The organism is Pseudomonas sp. F(2018) (assembly GCF_005508865.1).
In the GTDB taxonomy this organism is placed as follows: domain Bacteria; phylum Pseudomonadota; class Gammaproteobacteria; order Pseudomonadales; family Pseudomonadaceae; genus Aquipseudomonas.
Map to the genome: position 1 here is coordinate 877,839 of NZ_SCOM01000002.1, position 20,701 is coordinate 898,539.

At 66.2% G+C, this 20,701-nt stretch carries 6 protein-coding genes; all 6 read left to right on the forward strand.

The window, feature by feature from the left end:
- Positions 1 to 25 precede the first annotated feature (25 nt).
- The 6 genes from FFS62_RS12200 to FFS62_RS12225 all read left to right on the forward strand — a co-directional run bounded on the left by FFS62_RS12200 (position 26) and on the right by FFS62_RS12225 (position 20,556).
- On the forward strand, positions 26 to 229 hold the full coding sequence (locus FFS62_RS12200) for an MbtH family NRPS accessory protein (RefSeq protein ID WP_137973081.1): 204 nt from the start codon (positions 26 to 28) through the stop codon (positions 227 to 229).
- Positions 229 to 954, forward strand: coding sequence for a thioesterase II family protein (locus tag FFS62_RS12205; RefSeq protein ID WP_137973082.1), 726 nt, complete (start codon positions 229 to 231; stop codon positions 952 to 954). Before FFS62_RS12200 ends, FFS62_RS12205 begins: the two co-directional genes overlap by 1 nt.
- 24 nt (positions 955 to 978) lie before the next feature.
- A complete protein-coding gene (locus FFS62_RS12210; RefSeq protein ID WP_137973083.1) occupies positions 979 to 11,766 on the forward strand; it encodes a non-ribosomal peptide synthetase in 10,788 nt (3,595 codons plus the stop codon).
- Positions 11,763 to 17,147 carry a non-ribosomal peptide synthetase gene (locus tag FFS62_RS12215; RefSeq protein WP_218569288.1) on the forward strand — a complete coding sequence of 1,795 codons (5,385 nt, stop codon included), beginning with the start codon at positions 11,763 to 11,765 and terminating at the stop codon, positions 17,145 to 17,147. Before FFS62_RS12210 ends, FFS62_RS12215 begins: the two co-directional genes overlap by 4 nt.
- Positions 17,148 to 17,264: 117 nt before the next feature.
- Positions 17,265 to 19,568, forward strand: coding sequence for a TonB-dependent siderophore receptor (locus tag FFS62_RS12220; RefSeq protein WP_137973084.1), 2,304 nt, complete (start codon positions 17,265 to 17,267; stop codon positions 19,566 to 19,568).
- Complete coding sequence (locus FFS62_RS12225; RefSeq protein WP_137973085.1) at positions 19,558 to 20,556, forward strand: GNAT family N-acetyltransferase; 999 nt, start codon at positions 19,558 to 19,560, stop codon at positions 20,554 to 20,556. The genes FFS62_RS12220 and FFS62_RS12225 overlap by 11 nt, the downstream gene beginning before the upstream one ends.
- The last annotated feature ends 145 nt before the right edge of the window (positions 20,557 to 20,701 follow it).

A 20,701-nucleotide genomic window follows, 5' to 3' on the forward strand; every position in this document is an offset into this window, starting at 1 on the left:
TGCCACCTTTTACGAGGGATACCCCATGAGTCTGGATAATCCGCAAACCACCTTCCTGGTCGTGGTCAACGACGAGCAGCAGTACGCCATCTGGCCGGCCTACAAGGCCGTTCCCGCCGGCTGGCGCGAAGACGGCGTGCGCGGCGACAAGCCGACCTGCCTGGCCCATATCGCCAGCGTCTGGACCGACATGCGCCCGCGCAGCCTGCGCGAGGCCATGGACGCCTGATGCAGCTGTTCTGCCTGGCTCATGCCGGCGCCAGCGCCATGCCTTATGCACGCTGGCGCAAGCGCCTGCCGCGCTGGCTGGAAGTCTGCCCGCTGGAGTTGCCAGGTCGCGGCGCCCGCGAGGGCGAGCCGCTGTGCCAGGATCTGCCAGCGCTGCTGGCCGACCTCAAGCGGGCTTGGCTGCGCGAGTGTAGCGGTCCGTACCTGCTGTGGGGCCATAGCCTGGGCGCCATGCTCGCCTTCGAGCTGGCCCAGACGCTCATCGCCGATGGCCAGGCAGCACCGCTGGCGCTGTTCGCCTCGGCCTCCGGCGCTCCGTCCCGGCGCCTGCAGGCGCCACGCATGACCACGCGCAGCGACGGCGAACTGTTCTCCGGCCTCGACGGCTTCGCTCGCCTGCCACGCGAGCTGCTGGCCGACCCGCTGTTCCGCCGCGAACTGTTGCCGGTGCTGCGCAGCGACTTCGCCCTGGCCGAAAGCTACCGCTACCAGCGCCGCGCGCCCTTGCCCTGCGCCGTGCATGTACTCGGCGCGCGCCGCGACTGCCTGAGCGAGGACGACCTGCGCGCCTGGCGCCGCGAGACCCGCGGCCCCTTCACTCTGGAATGGCTGGATGGCGATCACGCCTACCTGCGCCCCCAGGAAGACGAACTGCTGTCCCTGATCGAATTCCATGCCACGCGCCTGCTGCGGCGCGAGGCGGCCGGTATGCCCCTGGGCGCCTAGGCCACTCTTTTGCGAGGTGCTGTGATGAACGCGCAAGTCCCGTCGAACATTGCCCTGGAATGGGCGCCGCTGTCCTTCGCCCAGCAGCGGCTGTGGTTCTTCAGTCGCCTGGAAAGCGGCAGCACCGCTTATAACATCGGCGGCGTGCTGCGTTTCGACGGTCAGCTGGACATGGACAGCCTGCGCCACGGCCTGGATCAGGTGTATTCGCGCCACGCGGCGCTGCGCACGGTGTTCCGCGAGCATGACGGCCTGGCCCAGCAGGCGGTGTTGCCGACCGGCTGCATACCGCTGGAAATCATCGAACTGGAGGGCGGCGCCGAGCAGGTCGAATCCCTGGCTCGCGATTTCATCGAGGCCGACTACGACCTGACCCGCGGCCCGCTGGTGCGCTGCGCCCTGTATCGCCTGGGCGAGAACAGCCACGCCCTGGCCGTGGGCATGCACCACATCATCTCCGACGCCTGGTCGGTGCGCGTGTTGGTGGAAGAGATCGCCGAGTTCTATCGCGCCCGCCAGCAGAACCGCCAGCCATTCATGCCCCCGCAGCCTCTGCAATACAGCGAGTATGCCGTCGGCCAGCGCGAGTGGCTGGACAGCGAGGCTGGCGCCCAGCAGATGACCTTCTGGCGCGAGCGTCTGGGCGGTGAGCAGCCGCCGCTGAGTCTGACTCCGGATTATCCGCACAACGCCCAGGCCGCACGTCGCGCCGCTTACCGCTCCCTGCAGGTGGAGCCGGCGCTGGTGGCGCGCCTTAGCGACCTGGCCAAGGCCAATGGCGCGACCCTGTTCACCGTGCTGCTGGCGGCTCTGCAGCTGCAGCTGGCGCGTCTGTCCGGCCAGCGCGAAGTGCGCATCGGCGTACCGGTGGCCGGCCGCGCCAAGGGCTTCGAGCGCCTGGTCGGATTCTTCGTCAACACCGTGGTGCTCAAGGCCGAGCCGCGCCCCGAGCTGTCGGTCACCGAGTGGCTGGAGCAGGCCCGCACTGGCCTCAAACAGGCCCAGGCCAACCAGGAAATGCCCTTCGAGCGTCTGGTGGAAGAGCTGGCCCCGAGCCGCAGCCTGGGCCAGCAGCCGCTGTTCCAGGTGGCTTTCAACTACCGCCGCCAGCATCCGCTGGCGGCCAACTGGCTGCCGGGTATCGAGACCCAGCTGGCAGAGCTACCGTCCAGCCAGATTCCCTTCGACCTGGCCCTGGACGCCGTGCGCGACCGTGGCAACGAGCTGCTGATCAACTTCGCCTATGCCGCCGATCTGTTCGCCGAGAGCAGCATCGAGCGCCTGATCGCCGGTTTCCTCGAGGTGCTCGATGGCTTCGCCAGTCAGCCCCAGGCGGCGCTGGCCGAGGTGGCGTTGGTGACGGCTCCTGAGCTGGCCCGACTGAATGAGTGGAATACCCCGCGGCAGAGTTTCGATGCTTCGCGTTCGTTGCCCGAGCTGATCGCCGAGCAGGCGCGTCTGCGTCCTGAGGCCATCGCCTTGGTGCATGCTGTAGAGCGTATTTCGTTCTCCGAAATGGAGGCACGCGCCAATCGCCTGGCCCATCTGCTGATTGCTAAAGGAGTGCGCCCGGAATACCGCGTTGGCGTGTCGCTGGAACGTGGCAACGCGATGATCGTGGCCATGCTGGCGGTGCTGAAGTCAGGTGGGACTTTCGTGCCGCTCGATCCGGACTATCCGCGCGAACGCCTGAGCTACATGGTCGAGGATTCGGGCCTGCAGTGGCTGATCACCTCGTCCGATCTGGCCGAGCGCCTGCCGCTGGGCGAAGGCGTCGACCCGCTGTATCTGGATCAGCTCGAGCTGAGCGTTTTCGGGGCTTCGGCTCCTGCTGTGCGGTTGCATCCGCTGAATCTGGCTTACCTGATCTATACCTCCGGCTCCACTGGCCAGCCGAAAGGCGTGGCGGTCAACCACCTCGGTTTGACCATGCATGTGCAGACCATCGGTCAGCGCTACAGCATGACGCCCGACGACGTGGAACTGCACTTCGCTTCGATCAGCTTCGACGGCGCCCTGGAACGCTGGACCGTGCCGCTGGCCTTCGGCAGTCGCCTGGTGATCCGCGATCAGGAGCTGTGGAGCGCCGAGAAGACCTGCCAGGTGATCGCCGACGAAGGCGTGACCATCTCCTGCCTGCCTCCCAGCTATGCCCAGCAGTTGCTGGACTGGGTGGAGTCGCAGGGTCTGAAACTGCCGGTCCGTTCCTGGACTCTGGGTGGCGAAGCCTTTACCCGCGAGACCTATGAGCGCCTGCAGAAAGTCCTGCAGCCGCAGCGCATTATCAACGGCTACGGCCCGACCGAGACGGTGGTGACCCCGCTGATCTGGGAAGCCTATCCGGGCGATTCCTTCGAGGCCGCCTACGCCCCGATCGGCAATCCGGTCGGCCCGCGCAGCTTGTATGTGCTGGATGCCGAACTGAACCTGCTGCCCATTGGCGTGGCCGGCGAACTGTATATCGGCGGTGAAGTGGGCCTGGCCCGTGGCTACTTCCAACGCCCGGAACTGACCGCCGAGCGCTTCCTGCCTGATCCGTTCGGCACCGCCGGCGAACGCATGTACCGCACCGGCGACCTGGTGCGCTGGCGTGAAGACGGCACCCTGGATTACCTGGGCCGCGTCGACCATCAGGTGAAGATCCGCGGTTTCCGTATCGAACTGGGCGAGATCGAGAGCCAGTTGCTGGCTCTGGAAGGCGTGCAGGAATCGGCGGTAATCGCTCGCGAGACACCGAGCGGCAAGCAGCTGGTCGGTTATGTCGTCGCCCGCGACAACACCAGCGCCAATGCACTGCGCGCCGAGCTGGCCAAGGTGCTGCCGGACTATATGGTGCCCGCGCAGATCATCGCCCTGGACAAGCTGCCGCTGACCCCGGCCGGCAAGCTGGACCGCGTCGCGCTGCCGGAACCGACCTGGCAAAGCCAGAGCTACGAAGCGCCGCAGACCGACAACGAGCGCATCCTCGCCGCCATCTGGGCCGAAGTGCTCGGTGTGGAACGGGTAGGGCGCCAGGATCACTTCTTCGAGCTGGGCGGCGACTCCATCGTCGCGCTGCAGGTAGTCAGTCGTGCCCGTCAGCAAGGCTTGGGTCTGACGCCCAAGGATCTGTTCCAGCAACAGACCCTGACTCAGCTGGCCGGCGTTGCCCGCAGCGTCGCGGCACCGCTGGCCGATCAGGGCCCGGTGACCGGCTCAGCACCGCTGCTGCCGATCCAGGCGCGCCTGCTGCAGTGCGAGGGCCTGGCCCCGTGCAACCAGTACCTGCTGCTAGAGCTGGCCGAGCCGCTGCCGGCCGCCCAGCTGGAGCAGGCGCTACAAGCGCTGAGCAAACATCATGATGCCCTGCGCCTGCGTTACAGCCAGGTCGATGGTCAGTGGCAGCAGCTACATGCCGCGGTGGAAGAGAGCGGCTTGCTGCAACAGATCGAACTGGCCGCCGGCGAAGACCCGCAGCCGCACTACGACGCCCTGCAGCGTAGCCTCGATCCGGCCAACGGCCCGCAGTTGCGCGGTCTCTATCTGAAACAGGCCGGTCAGTCCGATCGCCTGCTGCTGAGCATCCATCACCTGGTGGTCGATGGCGTGTCCTGGCGCGTGCTGCTGGAAGATCTGCAACGCGCCTGCCTGCAACTGGCCAGCGGCCTGGCGGTACAACTGCCGAGCAAGACCAGCGCCTTCAAAACCTGGGGCGAGCGCCTGGCCGGCTGGAACGTGGGCGCGCAACTGCCGTACTGGCAGGCCCAGCAGGCCGCCGGCGGCGAACTGCCGCTGCTGAGTAGCGAGGCCGGTAGCGAGGGCACTCGCCAGCGCCTGGAGCTGAGCCTGGACGCCGGCTTTACCCGCGACCTGCTGCAGGCCGGCCAGCAGGCCTATCGCCTGCGCGCCGACGAACTGCTGCTGACCGCCCTCAGCCGCGTGCTGTGCAGCTGGAGCGAGCAACCAACGCTGACCGTGCACCTGGAGAGCCATGGCCGCGCGCCGCTGTTCGACGATATCGACCTGTCGCGCAGCGTCGGCTGGTTCACCAGCCTCTATCCCGTGCGCCTGCAACCCGAAGCCGAGCTGGCTGCCAGCCTCAAGGCGATCAAGGAGCAACTGCGCGCAGTGCCCGATCTGGGCCTCGGCTACGGCCTGCTGTGCCAGCGTGAGCAACTGAGCGAGCGTGCGCCGCAGCTGCTGTTCAACTACCTCGGCCAGTTCGACGAGGGTGGCAATGGCCTGCGCCTGCGCGAAGGCGGCCTGTGGCGCGAAGCCGATGCGCCGCTGGACGCGCCGCTGGTGATCAACGCCGAGCAGCGTGGCGGCGCCCTGCATCTGCACCTGGACTTCAACCCGCAGCAACTGGCGCGGCCGACCCTGGAAGGTCTGCTGGCCCGCCTACAGGACGAACTGCGCGCCATCGCCCAGCACTGCCAGAAGACCCCGGCCAGCCTGACCCCCAGCGACGTACCGCTGGCCGGCCTGAGCCAGGCCGAGCTGGATGCACTGCCCGGCGTGGAAGATATCCACCCGCTGTCGCCGCTGCAGCAGGGCCTGCTGTTCCACAGCCAGCTGGAAGGCGCCGGCAGCTACGTCAGCCAGTTGCTGCTGCCGTTCACCGGTCTCGATCCGGCTCGTCTGCAGAGCGCCTGGCGTCAGGTGCTGGCGCGTCATGGCATGCTACGTAGCCGCTTCCTGCTCAGCGAACGCCCGCTGCAACTGGTGCAGGCCGAAGTCGAGCTGGACTGGCAGGATCTCGACTGGCGCGGCGTCGCCGATTTCGATGCGCAGCTACAGGCCTTCTGCAGCGCCGAGCGCGAGCGGGGCTTTGCCCTCGACCAGGCACCGCTGCTACGCCTGGCATTGATCCAGCGCGGCGCCGGCGACTTCGTGCTGGTCTGGACCCTGCACCACCTGCTGCTGGACGGCTGGAGCAACGGCCTGCTGTTCGCCGATGTGCTGGCCCTCTACCACGGCGACCGCCTGCCCGCTCCGGGCGGCCAGTTCCGCGACTACATCGGCTGGCTCGACGGCCAGAATGCGGCGACCGAGCAAGCCTTCTGGCGTGAACAACTGGCCCCGCTGGACGGCGCCACCCGCATCGCCGGCAGCCTGCCGTGCCGCGCACCGGAGCAGGGCCATGCCCGTCATCCGCTGCCGCTGGACAGCGCTACCGAACAACAGATTCGCGGCTTCGCCCAGCGCCACGGCCTGACCCTCAACACCCTGGTGCAGGCCGCCTGGGCCTTGCTGCTGGCGCGCCTGACCGGCAAGCGCAGCCTGTGCTTCGGCGCCACCGTGGCTGGTCGCCCGACCGAGCTTGCCGGCAGCGAGCAGATGCTCGGCCTGTTTATCAACAGTCTTCCTGTCGCCGTGCAACTGCCGGCCGAGCAGCCGCTGGGCGATTGGCTGGCTGCGCTGCAGGTGCAGAACCTGCAGCTGCGCGAACACGAACACAGCCCGCTGCACGATATCCAGCGCTGGCTCGGCAGTGCCGGCGAGGCGCTGTTCGACAGCCTGCTGGTGTTCGAGAACTACCCGCTGGGCGATGCGCTCAAGCAGGCCGAGCGCGGCGAGCTGCGTCTGGGTATGCCGCAGAGCCATGAGTTCACCCATTACCCGATGACCCTGGCCGTGCTGCCGGGCAGCCGCCTTGAGCTGCTGCTGGCCTACGACCGCGCGCATTTCGATGCCCACGGCATCGCCCAGGTCGAGGCGCTGCTGCGCCAGGCCCTGCAACTGGTGTGCGGCGACCCGGCCCAGCCGTTGGGTAGCCTGGCGCTGGTTGGTGAGGCCGAGCAGCTCCTGCTGGACGAGTGGAACAAGCCTCGCCAAGACTTCGACGCTGGGCGTCTGTTGCCGGAGCTGATCGCCGAGCAGGCGCGTCTGCGCCCAGATTCTATCGCCCTGGTACATGGCGGCGAGCGGATTGCCTTCGCCGAGCTGGAAGCCCGATCCAATCGCCTGGCCAATCTGCTGGTGGCCCACGGTGTGCAGCCGGAGTCGCACGTTGGCGTCTCGCTGGAGCGCGGCAACGCCATGATCGTGGCCATGCTGGCGGTGCTGAAGTCCGGCGGCGCCTTTGTTCCGCTCGATCCGGATTATCCGCGCGAACGCCTCAGCTATATGGTCGATGACTCGGGGCTGAAGTGGCTGATCACGTCGTCCGATCTGGCCGAGCGTTTGCCGCTGGGCGAGGGTGTCGAACCGCTGTATCTGGATCAGCTGGATCTGTCTGCCTTCGACGCTGAGGCGCCGGCAGTGCAGCTGCATCCGCTGAATCTGGCCTATCTGATCTACACCTCCGGCTCCACCGGCCAGCCCAAGGGCGTGGCGGTCAACCACCTCGGTCTGACCATGCATGTGCAGACCATCGGTCAGCGCTACGGCATGACCCCGGACGATGTGGAATTGCACTTCGCCTCCATCAGCTTCGACGGCGCTTTGGAGCGCTGGACGGTGCCGCTGGCCTTCGGTAGCCGCCTGGTGATTCGTGATCAGGAACTGTGGAGCGCCGAGAAGACCTGCCAGGTGATCGCCGATGAAGGCGTGACCATTTCCTGCCTGCCGCCCAGCTATGCCCAGCAACTGCTGGACTGGGTCGAGTCGCAAGGGCTGAAACTGCCGGTGCGTTCCTGGACCCTGGGCGGCGAAGCCTTTACCCGCGAGACCTATGAGCGCCTGCAGAAAGTCCTGCAGCCGCAACGCATCATCAACGGTTACGGCCCGACCGAGACCGTGGTGACCCCGCTGATCTGGGAAGCCTATCCGGGTGATTCGTTTGAAGCAGCCTATGCCCCCATCGGCAATCCGGTAGGGCCGCGCGGTCTGTATGTGCTGGATGCCGAGCTCAACCTGCTACCCATCGGCGTGGCCGGTGAGCTGTATATCGGTGGCGAAGTCGGCTTGGCCCGTGGCTACTTCCAGCGTCCGGAGCTGACGGCCGAGCGCTTCCTGCCCGATCCGTTCGGTACGGCCGGCGAGCGCATGTACCGCACCGGCGACCTGGTGCGCTGGCGTGAAGACGGCACCCTGGATTACCTGGGGCGCGTCGACCATCAGGTGAAGATCCGTGGTTTCCGAATCGAACTGGGCGAGATCGAGAGCCAGTTGCTGGCACTCGACGGTGTGCAGGAAGCGGCGGTGATCGCCCGTGAGACCCCGAGCGGCAAACAGCTGGTCGGTTATGTCGTCGCCCGCGACAACACCGATGCCAATGCCCTGCGCAGCGAGCTGGCCAAAGTGCTGCCGGACTATATGGTGCCCGCGCAGATCATCGCCCTGGACAAACTGCCGCTGACTCCGGCTGGCAAGCTGGACCGTGCCGCACTGCCGGAGCCCACCTGGCAAAGCCAGAGCTACGAAACCCCGCAGACCGACAACGAGCGCATCCTCGCCGCCATCTGGGCCGAGGTACTGGATGTAGAACGAGTAGGGCGCCAGGATCATTTCTTCGAACTGGGTGGCGACTCCATCGTCGCGCTCAAGGTGGTCAGCCGCATCCGCCAGCAAGGCCTGCAGCTGCCGCTCAAGGCGCTGTTCGAGCAGAGCCGCCTGGCCGATTGCGCCGCCGCCCTGCAGCGCGAATCCGCCGATGCGCCGGTGCTGCGTGCGCTGCCACGCGGCGGTGATCTGCCGCTGTCGCACGCCCAGCAGCGCCTGTGGTTCCTCAACCGGCTGGATCCGAGCAACGGTGCTTACCATATGCCGGCCGGCCTCGATCTGCAGGGCCGCCTGGATCGCCAGGCGCTGCAGGCCGCCTTCGACCAGTTGGAGGCGCGCCACGAGGCGCTGCGTACCCGTTTCGTCGAAGTGAACGGCGAAGCGCGCCAGCGCATCCTGCCGGCCCAGGGCCAGCGTATCGACTGGGTCGACCTGCGCGAGCTGGCCGCCAACGAGCGTGAGGCCGAGGCCCGCGATTACGCACAGAAGCTGCTCAAGCGCCCGTTCAACCTGGCCAGCGAACCGCTGCTGCGGGTTGCCGTGCTGCGCCTGGGCGACCAGGAGTACCGCCTGCTGCTGATCCAGCACCACATCGTCTCCGATGGCTGGTCGATGCAGCGCTTTATCGGTGAGTTCTCCTCCGCCTATGCGGCGTTCGCCGAGGGCCGCACCGCGCAGTTCGCCGCCTTGCCGCTGCAGTACGCCGACTACGCCCAGTGGCAGCGCGACTGGCTGAAATCCAGCGAGGCCACGCGCCAACTGGACTACTGGAAGGCGCGCCTGGGCGAACACCAGTCGCTGCTGGAACTGCCGACCGACCATCCGCGCCCGGCCCATGGCAGCCGCCAGAGTCTGCGCTGGCGTTTCGAGCTGTCTTCGGCGCTGACCGCGCAATTGCGTGCTTTGGCCCAGCGCGAGGGCAGCACCCTGTTCAGCCTGCTGCTGGCGGCCTGGCAGACCTTGCTGCACCGCTACAGCGGCCAGGAAGATATCCGTGTCGGCGTGCCGGTGGCCGGGCGCAGCCTGGCGGAAATGGACGGCGTGCTCGGTTGCTTCATCAACACCCTGGTGCTGCGCGGTGAGCCGGCTGGGCTGAAACCCTTCCGCGAGCTGCTCGGCGAGCTGGCCCAGGCCAGCCGCGATGCCCTGGCCAACCAGGAGCTGCCGTTCGACCAACTGGTGGAAGCGCTGCAACCGACGCGCAGCCTGAGTCACCATCCGCTGTTCCAGGTGGCGTTCAACCACCAGCAGGTGGACTTCAGCGCACTCGGCAACCTGCCGGGCCTGCGCGTGCAGCCGCATGACCCGGGCGCCGCCGGTGCCCAGTTCGACCTGGCGATGGATACCGAGGAAGCCGCCGACGGCACTCTCAGCGGCTTCGTCAGCTATGCCGCCGAGCTGTTCGAGGCGCGCACCATTGCCCGCCTGGCCCGGCACTTCGTGCGTCTGCTGGAAGGTATCTGCGCCGATCCGAGCCAGCCCATCGGCCTGCTGCCGTTGCTGGAAGAAGACGAGCAGGCCCAACTCGCCGCCTGGAACGACACAACCCAGGACTACGGCCCGCTGGTCAACATGAGCGAAGGCATCAGCCAGCAGGCGGCGCGCACGCCGCAGGCGCCGGCCCTGGTGTTCGGCGAGCAGACCCTGAGCTACGCCGAGCTGGAGACGCGGATCAACCGCCTGGCCAATCGCCTGCGCAGCCTCGGGGTGCAGCGTGGCAGCCTGGTCGGTATCAGCCTGGAGCGCTCGCTGGAGCTGGTGATCGGCCTGCACGCCATCGTCCGCGCCGGCGGTGCTTACGTGCCGCTCGACCCGGAATATCCGCTGGAGCGCCTGGCCTATCTGCTGGAGGATTCCGGGGTCGACCTGCTGCTGTCACACAGCGCGCTGGTCGAGCGCCTGCCGCTGCCGGCCGGCCTCAAGGCTCTGGGTCTGGATCGTGAGGACTGCAGCGCCGAGAGCGCTGAGCCGCCGCGGGTCGAGCTGCAGGGCAACGACCTGGCCTACGTCATCTACACCTCCGGCTCCACCGGCAAGCCCAAGGGCGCCGGCAACAGCCACGAGGCCCTGGCCAACCGCATTCTGTGGATGCAGGACGCCTATCAGATCGGCGCTGGCGACGTGGTGCTGCAGAAGACCCCGTTCAGCTTCGACGTCTCGGTGTGGGAGTTCTTCTGGCCGCTGATCACCGGCGCCTGCCTGGCCGTGGCCGCGCCGGGCGACCACCGCGATCCGCAGAAGCTGGTGGAGTTGATCCAACGCCACAAGGTCAGCACGCTGCACTTCGTGCCGTCCATGCTGCAGGCGTTCCTGCTGCATCCGGATGTGGAGCAGTGCCAGAGCCTGACCCGCGTTATCTGCAGCGGTGAAGCACTGCCGGCGGAGCTGCAGGTGCGCACCTTCCAGCGTCTGCCGGGCGCTTCCCTGTACAACCTGTACGGCCCGACCGAGGCGGCCATCGACGTCAGCCACTGGACCTGCGTGGAGGAGGGCCGCCACGCCGTGCCGATCGGTCGACCGATCGCCAACCTGCGTCTGCATATCCTCGATGCCCAGCTCAACCCGGTACCGCAGGGCGTGCCCGGCGAGCTGTATATCGCCGGCATCGGCCTGGCGCGCGGCTACCACCGACGTCCGGAACTGACCGCCGAGCGCTTCCTGCCTGATCCGTTCAGTAGCGAGGGTGGGCGCATGTACCGTACCGGCGACCTGGTGCGCTGGCGTGCCGATGGCGCCATCGACTACCTGGGCCGTATCGACCATCAGGTGAAGATTCGTGGCTTCCGCGTCGAACTGGGCGAGATCGAAGCCCAGCTCGGCGCCCAGCTGGGTGTCGCCGAGGCCGTGGTGGTGGCCCGCGACAGCCAGATCGGCAAGCAGCTGGTCGGTTATCTGGTGGCTGACCCGCTGCCGGCGGATGAGTCCGCCTGGCTGGCTGGCATCAAGGTCGCGCTCAAGGCTGAGCTGCCTGAGCACATGGTACCGTCGATCCTGATGCGCCTCGACCGTATGCCGCTTTCACCCAACGGCAAGCTGGAGCGCCGCGCGCTGCCCGAGCCGGTATGGCAGGCACGCAGCTACCGGGCGCCGCAGTCCGTGCTGGAAATCACCCTGGCTGGCATCTGGCAGGAAGTGCTGGAGGTGGCCCAGGTCGGCCTCGACGACAACTTCTTCGAACTTGGCGGCCACTCGCTGCTGGCCACCCAGGCCGTGGCCCTGTTGCGCCAGCGCCTGGGCCTGGAGCTGCCGCTACGCGCCTTCTTCGAAGCGCAAGACCTGGCGGCCCTGGCCGCCGCCCTCGATGGCCAGGCTCCGGCCGCCGCCGAGGAAGAAGACCAAGACCTGCGCGACATGGCCGCGCTGCTCGACGAACTGGAGGCCCTGTGACCGCGCCCATCGACAAGGCCGCCCTGGCGCGCCGTTTCCTCGCCCTCGGCGCTCCCGAGCAGAAGCGCTTCCTCGAGCTGCTGGCGACCAAGGGCATCCGCTTCGACCGCCTGCCGCTGGTACCGGCGCCGCGTGGCGAGCACCTGGCTGCCTCGCATGCCCAGCAGCGCCTGTGGCTGGTGGCGCAGATGGAGCCGGACAGCAGCGCCTACCATATGGTCGGCGCCTTCGCCCTGGAGGGCGAGCTGGATCGCCATGCGCTGTTGGCCGCGCTGGGGCTGATCGTCGAGCGCCATGAAGCGCTGCGCACGCGTTTCTACGAACACGCCGGCCAGCTGTGCCAGCGCATCGATCCACCGGGCCCGCTGGCCCTGGAGGAGCGCGACTTGCGCGGCGCGCCGGAGCAGGTACAGACCCTGGCCGATGCCCATGCGGCGCGCGCCTTCGACCTGGCCCAGGGGCCGCTGCTGCGCGTGCAGCTGCTGCGCCTGGACGAACAGCAATGGCGCCTGCAGATCGTCTGCCACCACATCGTCTCCGATGGCTGGTCCATCGGCGTATTTGCCGAGGAGTTGGGCCGCGCCTATGCCGCACTGCGCCTGGGCCAGACGCCGCAGCTGGCCGAGCTGCCGATCCAGTATGCCGACTACGCCCAGTGGCAGCGCGCCTGGCTGGAGGCCGGCGAGCGCGAGCGCCAGCTCGGCTACTGGCGCGAACGCCTGGGTAGCGAGCAGCCGGTATTGGCCTTGCCCTACAAGCTGGACGCCAGCGGCCAGCGACATGCCGCACGCCAGGCCATCGAGGTGCCACAGGCCCTGGCCGAGCGCCTGCGCCAGCTGGCTCAGGGCGAGGGCGCGACCCTGTTCATGCTCTTGCTGGCGGCCTTCCAGCTGCTGCTGGCGCGCTACAGCAACCAGCGCGATATTCGCGTCGGCGTGCCGGTAGCCAACCGCCAGCGCGCCGAAACCGCGCCGCTGGTGGGCTTCTTCGTCAACACCCAGGTGTTGCGCGCCGAATTCGACGCCGGCATGAGCTTCCGCCAGCTGCTGGCCGAAGTGCGCCGTCATGCCCTGGATGCCCAGGATCAGCAGGATCTGCCGTTCGATCAACTGGTGGAGGCTCTCGCCCCCGAGCGCAGCCTGGGCCAGACACCGCTGTTCCAGGTGCTGTTCAATCACCAGAAACGCGACCTCGGCGCCCTGCAGCTGCCCGGCCTGCGCCTGGAGCCGCTGGCCCAGGGCGTGCCCCATGCCTTGTTCGACCTGGCCCTGGATAGCCTGGAGGAAAGCGCCGGCCAGCTGCGCCTGACCCTGACCTGGGCCCGCGAGCGCCTCGATGATGCGCAGATGCAACAGATGACCGTGCACCTGCTGGGCCTGCTGGAACAGATCAGCGCTGCGCCGGATCAGCCCCTGGTGCGTCTGCAACTGCTGGATACCGACGACCAGGCACGCCTGGCCGAATGGAATACCCCACAGCAGAGTTTCGATGCTTCGCGACTGTTGCCCGAGTTGATTGCCGAGCAGGCGCGTCTGCGTCTCGAGGCCATCGCCCTGGTACATAGAAGCGAGCGGATTTCTTTCGCCGAACTGGAGGCACGCGCGAACCAACTGGCCCATCTGCTGGTGGCGCACGGCGTGCAGCCGGAGTCGCGTGTCGGCGTCTCGCTGGAGCGTGGCAACGCGATGATCGTGGCCATGCTGGCGGTGCTGAAGTCCGGTGGCGCCTTTGTCCCGCTCGATCCGGATTATCCGCGCGAACGTCTGAGCTACATGGTCGAAGACTCGGGGCTGAAGTGGCTGATCACTTCGTCCGATCTGGCCGAGCGCCTGCCGTTGGGCGAGGGCGTCGAGCCGCTATATCTGGATCAGCTGGATCTGAGCGCCTTTGAAGCTTCGCCGCCAGCGGTACAGCTGCATCCGCTCAATCTGGCCTACCTGATCTACACCTCCGGCTCCACCGGCCAGCCCAAGGGCGTGGCGGTGAACCACCTTGGCCTGACCATGCATGTGCAGACCATTGGCCAGCGCTACGGGATGACACCGGACGATGTGGAACTGCACTTCGCTTCGATCAGCTTCGACGGCGCCCTGGAGCGCTGGACCGTACCGCTGGCCTTCGGCAGCCGCCTGGTTATTCGCGACCAGGAGCTCTGGAGCGCGGAGAAAACCTGCCAGGTCATCGCCGATGAAGGCGTGACCATCTCCTGCCTGCCGCCGAGCTATGCCCAGCAGCTGCTGGACTGGGTGGAGTCGCAGGGGCTGAAGTTGCCAGTGCGTTCCTGGACCCTGGGCGGTGAGGCCTTTACCCGCGAGACCTATGAGCGCCTGCAGAAAGTGCTGCATCCCCAGCGGATCATCAATGGCTACGGTCCGACCGAGACTGTGGTAACCCCGCTGATCTGGGAAGCCTATCCGGGCGACAGTTTCGAAGCCGCCTACGCCCCCATCGGCAATCCGGTTGGCCCGCGCAGCCTCTATGTGCTGGATGCCGAGCTGAACCTGCTGCCCATCGGTGTGGCTGGCGAGCTGTATATCGGTGGCGAAGTGGGTCTGGCCCGTGGCTATTTCCAGCGCCCGCAGCTGACGGCCGAGCGCTTCCTGCCCGATCCATTCGGCGCCGCCGGCGAGCGCATGTACCGCACCGGTGACCTGGTGCGCTGGCGTGAAGACGGCACCCTGGATTACCTGGGCCGCGTCGACCATCAGGTGAAGATTCACGGCTTCCGTATCGAACTGGGCGAGATTGAGAGCCAGTTGCTGGCCCTGGATGGCGTGCAGGAAGCGGCGGTAATCGCTCGTGAGACGCCGACCGGCAAGCAGCTGGTTGGTTATGTCGTCGCTCGCGAAAACACCGATGCCAATGCCCTGCGCAGCAAGCTGGCTCAAGTGCTGCCGGACTATATGGTGCCCGCGCAGATCATCGCCCTGGAAAAACTGCCGCTGACCCCGGCCGGCAAGCTGGACCGCGCCGCGCTGCCGGAGCCGACCTGGCAGAGCCAGTCCTACGAAGCGCCGCAGACCGACAATGAACGCATCCTCGCCGCGATCTGGGCCGAAGTGCTGGGCGTGGAGCGAGTAGGGCGCCAGGATCACTTCTTCGAACTGGGCGGCGACTCCATCGTCGCGCTGCAGGTGGTCAGCCGTATCCGTCAGCAGGGGCTGCAATTGGCGCCGCGCGAGCTGTTCCAGTTCCCGCGCCTGGCCGAACTGGCCAAGGTTGCGCGGCTGGCCGGAGCGGAGGAAGTGCAAGAGCCTGTAACCGGCGAGTTGCCGCTGACGCCGATCCAGGCGCATTTCTTCGCCATGGGCCAGGCCAACCCAGCGCACTGGAACCAGGCGCTCAATCTGGAGCTGCTGCGTCCGCTCGATCCAGAGTTGCTGGAGCAGGCGCTGCAGGCGCTGGTGGCCCATCACGATGGCCTGCGCCTGCGTTTCAGTCAGGAGCAGGGCGTCTGGCGCCAGCGCTACGCCGAAGTGGATGCCGGGCAGCCGCTGCTATGGCTGCGTGAAGCCGGCAGTGCTGCCGAGGCCGAAGAGTTCTGCCAGCAGGTCCAGCAGAGCCTCGACCTGGCCGCCGGCCCCGTGCTGCGCGCGCTTCATCTGAAGCAGACCGGCCAGGCCGACCGCCTGCTGCTGGCCGTGCATCACCTGGTGGTGGACGGCGTGTCCTGGCGCGTCCTGCTGGAAGATATCCTCGCTGCTTATCGCCAGCTGGAAGCCGGCCAGGCCGTGCGCCTGCCGGGCAAGGGCCAGTCCTACAAAAGCTGGAGCGAGGCCCTGCAGAGCTGGGCGAGCAGTGCAGCGGCGCAGGTCGAGCTGGACGCCTGGTGCAGCCGCCTGAACGGCCCGACACTGGCCCTGCCGCGCGAACTCGAAGCCAATAGCGCCAGCCATGGCGACAAGCGCCAAGTACGCCTGGCCCTGGATGCCGCCGACACCAAGCGTCTGCTGCAGGCGCCGGCGCAGCTCGGCGTGCGTATCGACGCCTTGCTGCTCACCGCGCTGACCCGTGCCCTGTGCCGCTGGAGCGGCCAGCCGGGGCTGCGGGTCAACCTCGAAGGCCACGGCCGCGAGGCGTTGGCCGGCGAACTGGATCTGTCGCGCACGGTCGGCTGGTTCACCAGCCTGTATCCGTTGCAGCTGCCGCGGCTCGACGCGGCAGCCGAGCAGCTGCAACAGGTTCAGCAACGCCTGCAGCAGGTCGAACATGGCGGTCAGGGTTACGGCGTGCTGCGCTGGCTGGGCTCGGCCGCGGCGCAGGCGGCACTTGCCGCCGTACCGAGTGCCGAAGTGATCTTCAACTACCTCGGCCAGTACCAGGCCGGCGCGGCGGCGGACTGGTTCCGCCCGGCGGCCGGTGGTGGCGCGGCAGTGGCGGCGAACAACCCGCTGGCCGCGCGTCTGGCGGTCAATGGCCAGGTGTTCGACGGCCAGTTGCAGCTGTCCTGGGAGTACGCGGCCAACCAGTACCGCGCCGAGACCATCGAGGCCCTGGCGGCGGACTATCGCCGCGAGCTGCTCGGCCTGCTGGAGCTGGCCCGCGGCCAGGCCGTGCAGGGCCCGTCGCCGTTGCTGCGTCTGACCCGCCAGGAGGCCGGCGCATCTCCGGTGTTCTGTCCGCATCCGGTCACCGGCCGGGTCACCGGCTACCAACCGCTGGCGGCGCGTCTGGACGGCGTGCACGACGTCTTCGGCCTGCAGTGCCGCAGCTTCCTCGACCCGAGCTGGCGCGATGCCTCGCTGGGCGAGATGGCCGACGCCTATCTGGCCGCACTGCTCAAGCAGCAACCGCAGGGGCCGTACCGGCTGGTCGGCTGGTCGCTGGGCGGCAGCCTGGCGCTGGAGCTGGCGGCGCGCCTGGAGGCACGCGGCGAAGAAGTGGCCTTGCTCGGCCTGCTCGACTGCTACGTGCCAGGCACCGAGATCGCCGGCGACGACGCCCGTCATCCACAGGCGCGAGCCAAGCTGGTCGAGCACCTGCAACTGCTGGCTCCCGAGCTGCCGGGCAAAGCCTGGGACAGGCTATTCGAACAAGTGCTGCAACTCGAACCGCTGGACTGGCCGCAGGCCTGCAGCAGCTGGTTCGCTGGCCAACCGCTGGACGGCATGACCCGCCAAAGCCTGGAAGAGCTGCTGTTCGCCTGGGCGGTGGAGCAGCATATGCGCCGCCTGTGCGCCGGCTACGCGCTGCCCAAGGTCAGGGTGCGCCCACATTGCTGGTGGGCGGCGCAGCCAGGCGGTCGCGCGGCCTTGCTGGAGAGTGGCCTGGAACAGGTGCAGGGCAGGGCGGCTAGTCATCGCCTGATCGACACCGATCACCAGGGCATCGTCCGTCATCCGCAGGTTCTCCAGGAGCTGGTGGCCTTGCTGGGAAGCTGAAGTGGGAGCCGCCAAAGAATTTTTTGTTGGCGGCTAAATTTTCCCGCGCCTTGCTCGTCTAGTAGAGGCAAGTCATATAAATGCGAATCCTTCTAATTTGATTTCTGGGGAGTGTTGATGGAACAGCAAGCGAAGTACCAGGCCAAAGTACCCTTTGCCAAGGCACGCCTACCCTTGGCCATGGCCTGCGCGCTGGGCGCATTCAGCATGGGTCTGCATGCCGAAGAAGCCGTACAGCTGGAAGCCACCAATATCAGCGGCGAGCTGGACAGCCCGGTCGGTGAAGACCAGGGCTATGTGGCCAAGAACAGCCGCAGTGCTACCAAGACCAACACTCCCCTCAATGAAACTCCACGCTCGGTATCTGTCGTTACTCAGCAGGAGATGAAGGATCGCAACGTTCAAACCATCAGCGATGCGCTGCGTTATTCGGCTGGCATTCAAGCGGGCTACTTCGGTGAAGACAACAAGCAGGATTGGTTCATCCTGCGCGGCTTCAAACAGGCCAACAACGGCCTGTTCCAAGACGGCGTGCGTGTTTACTCCAGTGGTTTCTACAGCTGGCAGGTCGACCCCTATATGCTCGAGCGGGTCGAAGTGCTGAAAGGCGCCTCGTCTGTGCTCTACGGCCAATCCACCCCGGGCGGCATCATTAACCTGCAGAGCAAGCGACCCAATGCCGAGGCCAAGAACGAAGTGGGTGTGCAGTACGGCAGCTTCGATCGCAAACAGCTGCAGTTCGATGTAGGCGGCAAGCTGGATGAGCAGGGTGATGTGCTGTTCCGCGTAGTCGGGCTGTCTCGCGATACTGGGACTCAGGTCGATGATGTAGATGCCGAGCGCCTGCTGCTCGCGCCGTCGATGACCTTCAACTTCAACGACGACACTTCGTTGACTCTGCTGGCCAGCTTCCAGAAGGACAACTCCGACCCGCAACTGCAATTCCTGCCGGCAGAGGGCACGCTGTACAACGGTGGCAATGGCTATATCGATACCGATACGGCTGTCGGCAATCCGGACTACGAGAAATTCGACCGTACTCAGTACACCCTGGGTTACGAGCTGAATCACCGATTGAGCGACGCCTGGGACTTCCAGCAGAACTTCCGCTACGGTCATCTGGATGTCGATCTGCGGCAGATGTACTACGCGGGACACTCGATTGATCTACTTCGTAGCGCGGCATCCAGTCAAGTCGGTGGAGCCACAAGTGGTCCTGCATTTAATTTCGCATTTGGTGTGGTCAGCGGCCTCTATCCCGACCTGAATGATCCTAGCCGGCAGAAGATCATTCGCGGCTTGACCTATACCGATGGCCAAGCCGACAACCTGTCGCTGGATAACCGCCTGGTCAACTACTGGAGCGGTGATGCCCTGGAAAGCACCTTCCTGGTGGGCGTGGACTATCAACTACTGAACATAGACGAAGAGTCCTTTGGCTCTGACCCACTGATTCGTGAGCCGCTCAATGTCTACAACCCCAGCTACGGCGGCGTAAATCTGGTACGGCTGGGTGCAACAGGACTGAATCCCGTCACCTCGGCCGACCTACAAGATAAGCGCACCCGTGCCGATCAGCTTGGTCTCTATGTACAGGAGCAGCTCAAGGTCGACGATCACTGGGTCTTCCTGCTCGGCGGTCGTTACGACAATGCCCGTTCCGATATCGACAACCGTACCACCGATGTACACAAGAACATTCGCGACGAGGAGTTCACTTGGACCGCAGGCTCTGCTTACGTTGCAGATAACGGCCTGACTCCTTACGTCAGCTACTCCGAATTCTTCCTGCCAGTTACCGAAATCAACCCTACCACTGGCGATCCCTATAAGCCGGAGAGCGGCGACCAGAAGGAAATCGGCCTGAAGTACCAGCCGGAAGGGTTCGATGGCTCCTTCAACCTGGCGCTGTTCGAGCTGACCCAGCAAAACGTGCGTAAAACCGAAACCGGCAATATCCGCACCCAGTTGGGAGAGGTTCGCAGTCGAGGCATTGAGCTGGAAGCTGCTGCCGAAGTGATCGATAACCTGAGTTTGGTAGGTTCTGTCACTCTGCTGGATGCAGAGACGACCAAGACAACAAATCGCTCCCAGGCTGAAAAAGGTAAAACCCCATCGCAGGTCGCCGATCGTTTGGCTTCGCTCTGGGCGACCTATCGCTTCAGCGACGGTTTGCTAAATGGTTTCGCCATCGGCGCAGGTGCTCGCTATACCGGTGAAAGCTACGGCGACAACACCGAGACCCTGGAAGTGCCTTCCTACACCGTGTACGACGCCATGGTCAGCTACAAGCTGCAGGAGGTGACGTTCCAGGTGAACGCCAACAACCTCACCGATAAAGAATACGTGGCTACCTGCGATTCCTTCTGCTGGTACGGCAACCGTCGCAACGTCATCGCCAGTGTGAGTTATGACTTCTAAGCCACTGCAACAACTGCTGCTGCCTTCCGGGCAGCGGCTGGTCGCCCGCGACGACGGCACCAGCCTGGCCCTGCACCTGGACGAGCGCGCGCTGCTACGCGCCCGTCGCCAGGGCGAGCTGCTGGTTCCGCTGGAGCTGGCCGTCGAGCAACAGGCCGAGGCTCTGTGGCTGCTGGCCTATTGGTGCTTTGCCAGTGATCCGGCGCTGCAGGTGCTGCGTCTGCAACTGGAGAGCATCGACCCGCAGCTGCGGAACAGCGGCCTGCTGGTGAGCGAAGGCGATAGCCTGCGCATCGAGCGCTCGCTGTTCTGGCAATTGCCGGGGCCGTTCCTGCGCAATACCGGCAGCGCCGGCTATCCGCAGCAGATGGTCATGCATGCCACCGGCCGCCGCCATCCGCGCCGTGCGCCCAAGCCGCAGGGCGAGGTGTATCGACGTTTCGATGCCAATCTGGGCGCCTGGATTTCCCTGCGCACCCTGGACATCGACAGCGACCTCGAGCGCTTCAACCGCTGGCAGAACAGCGCCCGCGTGGCTGCGTTCTGGCAGGAGGAGGGCGACCTGACCAAGCATCGTCGCTACCTGGAGGAGCTGGCCGCGGACCCGCGCGTGCTGACCCTCATCGGCTGCTTCGACGATGAGCCGTTCGCCTACTACGAAGCCTACTGGGCCAAGGAAGACCGCATCGCGCCGTTCTACGACGTGGCGGACTACGACCGCGGCATCCACATGCTGGTCGGCGAAGAGAGCCATCGCGGCCCGCACAAGGTGGCCAGCTGGCTGAGCGCGCTGACCCACTACCTGTTCCTCGACGATCCGCGTACCCAGCGGGTGGTCGCCGAGCCCCGTGCCGACAACGCCAAGATGATTGGCCACATGCAGGCACAGGGTTACCACAAGGCGAAGGAATTCGATTTCCCGCACAAGCGCGCGGCACTCATGGTGCAGTCGCGTGAGGTGTTCTTCGAACGCTGCCGCCTGGCATAGCAGTAGGTCCACGGCTGACCGTGGGCCCATAGAACAAAAGAGCCGCGCCCGAGCGTGGCCGTGAACTGATGAGGTTGGGCGAGGCGAGCGCCTCCAGAGGCTGACTTGGCCTTCACACGAACCATCCGCAGAGGATCGGGGCCTG

Excerpts from the sequence above, each read along its gene's own strand:
- FFS62_RS12220 (WP_137973084.1), top strand. The coding sequence starts at position 17,265 with ATGGAACAGCAAGCGAAGTACCAGGCCAAAGTACCCTTTGCCAAGGCA.
- FFS62_RS12210 (WP_137973083.1), top strand. The coding sequence starts at position 979 with ATGAACGCGCAAGTCCCGTCGAACATTGCCCTGGAATGGGCGCCGCTG.
- FFS62_RS12225 (WP_137973085.1), top strand. The coding sequence starts at position 19,558 with ATGACTTCTAAGCCACTGCAACAACTGCTGCTGCCTTCCGGGCAGCGG.
- FFS62_RS12200 (WP_137973081.1), top strand. The coding sequence starts at position 26 with ATGAGTCTGGATAATCCGCAAACCACCTTCCTGGTCGTGGTCAACGAC.
- FFS62_RS12205 (WP_137973082.1), top strand. The coding sequence starts at position 229 with ATGCAGCTGTTCTGCCTGGCTCATGCCGGCGCCAGCGCCATGCCTTAT.